Here is a 6,733-nt window from a genome sequence, read left to right on the forward strand (position 1 = left end):
CTGCCCTGACCATGAAATCTGAGACCACATCTTCCGGTAAAATTTTATATTCTCCTTTCGTAACGGTTTTGCTGCTGTCAGCGGGGGTTATATTCAATACCAGAGTATTGGCACTGCGAATATCTGAAGTGGTCTGTGCAAGAATACCGACCGAACCGTCCTCTTTAATTGTAAACGCCTGAATTTTTCCCTGGTCAAACTGCATCGACTTACCGTTGACATTCATCTGTAAATGTGCGGCCGCCGTGTTTGCAGGTGCGGAGTTTTGGGCAGTAACGATAGTAGGAAAAAACATTCCAGTGAGGAAGGTAATCGCTGAGATTAAAAAACAGAGCATATGCTTTCGGTAATTGGTGATTGTCTTCATCCTTTGTTTATTTGTTTACTTGTATTATTTTACTCCTTTTCCACCGCATTCTGTGCAGATATTTGGTAATAAAGTATCACCATATCTTGTGGTCGTGGTGTAGCGGCCATTAAGGTATCGGTCTACGCCAAAATTTTCTGATGTATTGGTTACACTTACCCTTGAATATCCTGCAACCTCTTTTCCATTACAGCGGGTACAGGTCGTGGCTGTATGCGCATCATTTGTCTGCTGCATTTTGGCTCTCGCACGGTCTGCGGCTGGATTCACTATTTTTGTAGTGCTGCCGTTTTCGATTGATACTGTTGCTTCGGTGGCCGGATAATGATAATTTCCTGTTCTAGGAACGCAGTCTGCGTCTACCGTCCTTTTAAAGGTTACGCCTTCACGGGCCACAGTTTGCGCAAAGTCTGAAAATCCCATCATGAAAAACATAATTAATTGAAATTTGGTTTTCATCCGTCAGCTTTTAATAACCATAATGTTTGGTGCGAAAATAATTGCTCTTTGTCTTTACGGACAGCCTGAGTGTATTTTTCCTTTTGAAGCGGGAAAGTTATCATTCTCACTGCCGTACAGTACAAAGTTGTATAATTATTTCCGCGCAGTACATACGCTGAACAGCGTATTTATGCTGGGGTAATCTGCTTACAGCCAGTTATTTTTACGCGCCAGCTCCATCATCTCGCTCTTCGACGAAAGGTGAAGCTTCTTGTACACATTGTTCACATGGGTACGCACAGTATTGGGACTGATGAAGAGCCGTGCGGCGATGTCGGAATAGCGGTGCCCTTTCACCATCAGTTTCAGGACATCCATTTCCCGGTCGGATAGCAGCTGGCTTTCGGAGGGGGTGATGTTTGGCCGGTTTTCTTCACATAAAAGACGCATGGCACTTCGCGCAATGGCCGGACTCATGGGGATATTGTCGTAATTCAGCACACTTTCCAGTGCTTCTACAATATTCACGGCCTTGTCTTCCTTCAGCAGATAGCCGTTGGCACCCGCCTTTATGGCCTCGAAAATACGGTCGGTATCTTCGTAGATGGTGAGCACAATAAACTTGAGCTCAGGATATTTAACTTTTGAAATTGAAATAGCCGAGATCCCGTCCAAGAAAGGCATCTCGAGATCCATGAGTACGATTTGCGGATGTTGAGCGGGTGCAAGTTCTTTCAGTTTTTCCAGATAATCAGCACCGTTCTCTGCCTCCAGCACGAGTTCCACTTCCGCGTAAGGCAAAAGCTTTTCCTTGAGGGTTTTCCGGTTAAGGAAGCTGTCGTCAACGATTGCGAGTCTCATGTTTTTGATGTAAAATTAGTTAAATGACTTCCGGCTTTCAATACGCGGTTGGGCGTATTTCTTCCAGAACCAGAATGCTCCCCTTACCTTCCTCTGATGACAGTGTTGCGGTAAAGCCGATATTTGCGGCTCTGGCCTTTATATTTCCAAGCCCATAGCCTTCATGATGATCATCCGCAATAAATCCTTTTCCGTTGTCCCGCAGACTGATTCTTACCGTATCCCGGGAAATCATATAAAGCTCGGCCTCGGTGGCACCGGAATGTTTCATTACATTCTGCAGGCCTTCCTGCAGGATTCTGAAAAGGTTTATGGTGATTTCTGATGGCAGAATCCGGTTGTCCCTGATGTCTTCCTCAAAACGGAGGGTTATGCCGCTGTTTCTGAAGCTTTTCAGCGCGTACTGCTTCACATGATCATAAAAATCTTCTACGGTGATGGTGTCATTGTTCAGCACCCAGAGGGTTTGCCGCAGCAGACCCAGAATACTTTCGGCATGTTCCCGGAGGTCCTCCAGTGCTCCCTTCCCCGCTTTCTCCTCCACCGCAAGATAGTCAATCTTTGAAATCAGGCTGGTGGCATAGGCGCCTATATTGTCATGAAGGTCCCGCGAAATGGCGATGCGCTGGTCGCGAAGCCGGTTGTCTTCCTCAGCTTTGGAAACTGCGTACTGCATTTCCAGCTGTTTCGAGATCATATTACTTCGCACCGCGATCACCGCATAAATTAGCGGAAAATAAATGGGCATCCCGATAAGATCCAGGTAAGGTTGCGGTACCTGATAAAAGTAGGTAGCAACAATCATAATCACAAGGAAAGAAAAAACGCAGAAAAGAAGAAGATTGATGAATTCGTGCGACCATTGGATTTTGATCTTTTTGAGCATAGCCAGGGGATCGGCAGGTTGAATATGCAGACGCTTGAGATAGCGTTTTGAAAAGTAAAAATAGATCAGCGGGATGCTCATTACCAGTATGTTTAGGATATTGTACGAAAGATTCTGGGCCGCGTTCACTTCCCGGAAAACCCGCACTTTATCTCGCTCATCCATCTGAACATGATAAATTCCGTACAGAATGGCCAAAAAAGGAATAATAAAATGAATCCAGGGTCTTTTGATTTCTCCGCCATTGTTCAGCAACACATAAAAATAGATGGCCGGCCCAAAAAGTAACGGAATAAACGCCTGCAGAAAGAGAAAATCGAAATACGCCACATCCTGAGTGTAAAACAGGGCCAGATTGGCCATGCAGTTTACCGCCACGATCATAAAAATTGCAGAGAACGAAAGCCTGACACCCAGTCTTTCCTTCGTATTGAGGAGCGTGGGAACAATCAGCAGGATGAGGATGAATATGACGGTGAGGTTTAGCAACAGTACCCAGGGATCACGGTAATCGATGTTCATGCATAAAATTTTAAGTCCTTATCAAAAATAGCAAATTATTGCTTTTATCGGTGTGTTTACTTTATCCGAATATATTTCCCGGAATCAGGTAATATTCCCATTGCCTCGGATTACACCACACGTTAAAAAATCCGATATTTCTTACCTCAGATCTGCCCCAAAATAACTGCCGGTAGATGAATGGTTCCACCAAATTTTTAACTTTGCCTAAAATACGTCCTTTTGCAACACCCCATTCAGATTTTTGACACAGGAAACATCTTTGATTATATTGAAATCGGATATCCCTATCATCCGAAAAATCCCGCGTTTTTTATCCTGAAGAAAGGCCGGATAGTGTACAGTGAAAATTTGGACCGGATAGAACTTACCGCAAACCATGTGGCCATAATTGATTCCCGCAGGGTCTACGAAATTCTTGAAATCAGCGATGATCTGGAACTGCAGCTGACTGCTTTTTCCAGAGAATATACTGAGAAACTTCCCCTGAAGATCAACCGGCTTAATGCCTTTGTATGGTTCCGCAACGAACTGGTTCGGCACTTCCGGATGGAAAAGGAGCCTTTCGACAGCATCTGGCAGATCACCGCGCTTCTGAAATCGGTTCTGGAGCGTCCGGAACCATCCGCGCACCGCGACGAAATCATCAGACATCTTTTTTCCTCCACGGTTTATCTATTTGCCGATATGATTACGCATGTATCAAGGTTTTCAAAAGAAAAGATCTCCAGAAAACAGGAAATCGTACTCCAGTTCCTGAAAAACGTAGGCGACTGTTATCTGGATGAGCGGGATGTGAGTTTCTATGCTGATAAGCAATTTATTACTTCCCGACATCTTACTTCCGTTTTAAAAGAAATCACAGGGCAAACCGCGGGACAGATTATTGCGGCTTTTGTGATGAAGGAGGCCAAAGCTCAGTTATCGGCTACAGAGCAGTCACTTTACGAGATTGCGCTAAACCTTAAATTCAGTGACCAGTATTCCTTCGGGCACTTTTTCAAGAAACATTCCGGCGAAAGCCCCAACGCTTACCGCAAACGCTTCAAAGGCTAAATCTTACTTTTGAACATTTTATTCATTCTTTCCGTCATTTTACAGGGTTGAAGGCCGCGCTACCTTTGCACCGTTAAAATCAACGGAATTTATGATACTGAAATACAAAATGACGCTGCTGGCAATGGCTCTGTTTTTTTCTGCCACCAGCGCCCAGACTTCGGAGCGTAAAATGACTTTGGACGAAGTAATACAGCTGGCCCTGGAAAACCATACCCAGCTGAAACTTTCAAAGGAAAATATAAATATCGCAAAACAGCAGACCAAAATTGCAGAACTGCAGAAACTGCCATCTGTCACCGCCTCAGCCAATGCTTTTTATTTGGGAGATGCGCTGCTTCTCGACAAAGACCTGTCGAAAGTGGCTACGTTGACGATGCCGCATTTCGGAAATACCTACAGTGTACAGGCATCGGAGCTCATCTTTAAGGGCGGACTTGTAAAAAAATCGGTTGAAATGACCGAACTCAGGGCCCAGCTTGCCGAACTGGACTATGAGAACGACACCCAGAAAATCAAATTTTTGGTAACCTCAGCCTATCTCGACCTTCAGAAGATTATCAACCAGAAAAACGTGTACCTCAACAACAGCAAACTCGCCACCGAAAGACTGGAGAACGTAAAAAAACTCTATAAACAGGGCATGGTTACGCGAAACGAGATCATCCGCGGGGAGCTTTTACTTAAAAACCTTCAGCAGGGAATTCTGGTTCTGGAAAACAACAGGGCAGCCTTAAATTATCAGTTGGCGACGGCCATCGGAACCTATCCGGAGGTACTTATTCAACCGGTAAATTCGATGAGCGCAACTCCAGAAATGCAGCTTTTACAGTATTATCTTGACCTGGCGCACCAAAATCATCCTATCCTTAAATCTGCCCAAACCGGAATCAATATTGCGAATAAGAATATCGAAATCATTAAAACCGATAAAATGCCGACCATTGCTGCATTTGGCGGTTACAACATGGCAAGACCGGTTACCAGTTCTATTCCCGCGAAGGATTTATACACCAATACCTGGCAGACCGGAGTTTCAATCAGCTATAATATCGACAATCTTTATAAGACCAAAGAAAAGGAGCAGCTGGGTAAGTATCAGCTCAGTCAGGCCAAAAACGCACTGGTCCTTCAGCAGCAGAATCTCGATATACAGACCAATGCGGCTTATCTTAAATGGCAGGAAGCCCTTCAGCAGGCGCAACTTTATAAGGAAAGCGAAGCACTTGCCAATGAAAACTACCGGATTATCGAAGCCAAATATCTTAACCAGCTGGCGCTGCAGGCCGATATGACCGATGCGACAAACGCCAAACTTGAAGCCGAACTGCTCTACGCCAACAGCGAAATTAATGTACAGTACCAGTACTACAATTTAATGAAAACAACGGGAACCTTATAAAAACCAAAAGAGATGTCAGAAAAAAATACACCAACAGAAAATATTCAGCCGGAAAACGAAACAATAGTTACCGCAACCAAAACGGAAGAACAAGTTCTTCAGAAAAAACAGAAGAAAAAATCGCACAGAATAAAGACCACGCTCATTAATTTGCTTGTTTTTACAATCGCAGCAGGTGGTTTTTACTGGCTTGTAACGCATTATTTCCATTTGAATGAAGACAACTTTACAAATTCCGCGCAGGTGGAGGAATTCATTAATCCGGTGAATACAAGGGTGGCAGGATATATCAAAGAGATTAAATATAATGAACACCAGGCCGTAAAAAAAGGCGACACGCTTGTAATCCTGGACGAGCGCGAAATCCGCACCCAGCTGGCGCAGGCAGAAGCCGCTTACCAGAATGCGCTGGCATCCAGAAATGTGACCTCATCTGCAGTGAACACCGTTTCAAATAACGTAAATGTGGCCAATGCCAATATCGCAGGAGCAAAAGCCAGACTCTGGAACGCCGAGCAGAACCTGAAGCGTTACCAAAACCTTCTTGCCTCTGAAGCAGTGACGAGACAGCAGTATGATCAGGTAAAAACAGAATATGACGCTACGCGCGCTGCCTACGAAACACTCCTGAGCCAGAAAAACACCGCCAGTCTTGCCACCGGCGAAACCCGAAGCCGGCTTAGCGTAAATGATGCCGAGATCAAGAGAACTGCTGCGATGCTGGAAATGGCAAAGATTAATCTTTCCTATACCGTAATCACCGCGCCTTATGACGGCATTATGGGCAGAAGACTCATCAATGAAGGTCAGCTCGTGCAGCCCGGCCAGCAGCTGGGAACCATTGTGCTGAATGGCCAGAAGTGGATTACCGCGAACTTCCTGGAAAGCCAGATGCCCGGCGTGAAAGTGGGTGAAAAGATGACCGTTACAGTAGACGCCTTGGGCGGAAAAAAATTCATTGGGATGGTGACCGCGATTTCCGCAGCGACCGGTTCCAAATATTCGAATGTGCCTATTGACAATTCCACCGGAAACTTTGTGAAAGTACAGCAAAGAATCCCGGTAAGGATTGAATTCACTCCAGAAAATAAAAAAGAAGACCTGGATCAGCTGCGTGCTGGAATGAACGTAAATGTGACCATCAACAACATCAAATAAAATGTCTGATTACAATAAAGGACTTTTTAAAAGCTGGGTT

7 protein-coding genes are annotated in these 6,733 nt (G+C 44.8%); 3 read left to right on the forward strand and 4 right to left on the reverse strand.

Translation table 11 applies throughout. The features are described 5' to 3' along the window. The 4 genes from V5N63_RS09675 to V5N63_RS09690 form a co-directional block, all read right to left on the reverse strand. Window positions 1-367: hypothetical protein (locus V5N63_RS09675; protein WP_332033782.1), on the reverse strand; the 367-nt coding region annotated here is incomplete at its 3' end. Window positions 368-391: 24 nt separating this feature from the next. Next, window positions 392-826 carry a hypothetical protein gene (locus tag V5N63_RS09680; protein ID WP_332026176.1) on the reverse strand — a complete coding sequence of 145 codons (435 nt, stop codon included), beginning with the start codon at window positions 824-826 and terminating at the stop codon, window positions 392-394. 189 nt (window positions 827-1,015) lie between these two features. Next, complete coding sequence (locus V5N63_RS09685) at window positions 1,016-1,669, reverse strand: response regulator transcription factor (RefSeq protein WP_332026174.1); 654 nt, start codon at window positions 1,667-1,669, stop codon at window positions 1,016-1,018. A 37-nt stretch (window positions 1,670-1,706) separates the two neighbouring features. Beyond that, window positions 1,707-3,077, reverse strand: a complete 1,371-nt coding sequence (locus V5N63_RS09690) for an ATP-binding protein (protein WP_332033783.1) — start codon at window positions 3,075-3,077, stop codon at window positions 1,707-1,709. A 222-nt stretch (window positions 3,078-3,299) separates the two neighbouring features. Between V5N63_RS09690 and V5N63_RS09695 the strand changes: the two genes are divergently transcribed. The 3 genes from V5N63_RS09695 (at window position 3,300) to V5N63_RS09705 (ending at window position 6,693) form a co-directional block, all read left to right on the forward strand. Then, on the forward strand, window positions 3,300-4,133 hold the full coding sequence (locus V5N63_RS09695; RefSeq protein WP_332025791.1) for a helix-turn-helix domain-containing protein: 834 nt from the start codon (window positions 3,300-3,302) through the stop codon (window positions 4,131-4,133). Between the two features lie 91 nt (window positions 4,134-4,224). Further along, window positions 4,225-5,535 carry a TolC family protein gene (locus V5N63_RS09700; RefSeq protein WP_332025789.1) on the forward strand — a complete coding sequence of 437 codons (1,311 nt, stop codon included), beginning with the start codon at window positions 4,225-4,227 and terminating at the stop codon, window positions 5,533-5,535. Window positions 5,536-5,547: 12 nt separating this feature from the next. After that, complete coding sequence (locus tag V5N63_RS09705; protein ID WP_332033784.1) at window positions 5,548-6,693, forward strand: HlyD family secretion protein; 1,146 nt, start codon at window positions 5,548-5,550, stop codon at window positions 6,691-6,693. Window positions 6,694-6,733 lie beyond the last annotated feature (40 nt).

The organism is Kaistella sp. (assembly GCF_032060305.1).
Lineage (GTDB): Bacteria > Bacteroidota > Bacteroidia > Flavobacteriales > Weeksellaceae > Kaistella > Kaistella yananensis.